The organism is Synechococcus sp. CCY9202 (genome assembly GCF_034931685.1).
In the GTDB taxonomy this organism is placed as follows: Bacteria; Cyanobacteriota; Cyanobacteriia; order PCC-6307; family Cyanobiaceae; genus CBW1002.
On record NZ_JAYGID010000146.1, the window covers coordinates 1 to 1004 of the forward strand.

Sequence of the window (1004 nt, forward strand, 5' to 3'; positions counted from 1 at the left end):
GTTCCCCGGGGTGACTCGACATGGTTCGTCTGGTTGAGGTAGGACTCGAACCAGGGAAACGGGCCTGCCCACCCCTTGCAACGTCAGCTGTGGAGCCGATCGACTGAGGTGCGCGGCCCACCCCGGCGTAGCCGGGGTGGGAATGCCGGGGGATTTACACCACTGCAGGGGACGCAGGCCCATCGTGACCCGAACCGAGCCCCTGCCCCTGCTCCTGGACACCCAGCTGCTGCTCTGGTGGGCCATTGAACCGAAGCGCCTGCCAGCAGCCGTGGCCGGCCTTCTGGCTGATCCGGCCCAGCAATTGGTCCTCAGCGTGGTGAGCCTCTGGGAAGTGGCGATCAAGTCGTCACTCGGGCGAGCCGATTTCCAGGTGGAAGCTGCTGCCCTGCGCCTGGGTCTGCTTGGCCAGGGATTCCGCGAGCTGCCTGTGCGCGCCGAACACGCCCTGGCCGTCCAGCACCTTCCATGGCTTCACCGCGATCCGTTCGACCGCCTCCTGGTGGTGCAGGCCCAGGTGGAAGGCCTGCGGTTGTTCAGTGCCGATCGCACCCTGGCGGCCTACGGACCACCTGTGGAAACCGTGGGTTGATCCGCAGCCCGCGCCCGATGTCCGCATGAGCCGCCAAGGCCGGCCCGGAACCCTCAGGGGTCCCGCGTCTGTGCCTGTGCTGCTCCTTCAACGCCTCCTTCTCCGCCTCTGGCCGCAGCGGGCCCGATCGGTCTCACTGGCCCTTCCGGCCTCCCCCGGTCACAGCCAGGCCGTGCCAGGCCAGCAGGATCTGCTCAGCGAGCTGCAACTGCTCCAGCTGGGCCACAGCCTCCAGCAGCAGGCCCAGAAATCGGGTCGTTACGACGGTCCCGCCGCCGAGGCCCTGTTAGGAGTTTGCTGAAAAACCCCGCTTCCTCTGCGAGAATGAGTCAACTGCCCCAGGTTTGATGCGAGGTCAGCAGGAGCGCAGCGGCTCCTTGTTCTCCTACGTCTCGATCGAGGAGCGGATCCC

Annotated in this window: 2 protein-coding genes; both read left to right on the top strand. The window is 66.8% G+C overall.

Annotation, left to right across the window (positions count from 1 at the left end; genetic code table 11):
- The first annotated feature begins 184 nt into the window (after positions 1-184).
- Positions 185-592 carry a type II toxin-antitoxin system VapC family toxin gene (locus VB777_RS17330; RefSeq protein ID WP_322757617.1) on the top strand — a complete coding sequence of 136 codons (408 nt, stop codon included), beginning with the start codon at positions 185-187 and terminating at the stop codon, positions 590-592.
- A gap of 25 nt (positions 593-617) precedes the next feature.
- Complete coding sequence (locus VB777_RS17335) at positions 618-893, top strand: hypothetical protein (protein WP_323250528.1); 276 nt, start codon at positions 618-620, stop codon at positions 891-893.
- The last annotated feature ends 111 nt before the right edge of the window (positions 894-1004 follow it).

What these genes read in the sequence shown, in the direction of transcription:
- VB777_RS17335 (WP_323250528.1), top strand. Translation starts at nt 618, where the DNA reads ATGAGCCGCCAAGGCCGGCCCGGAACCCTCAGGGGTCCCGCGTCTGTG.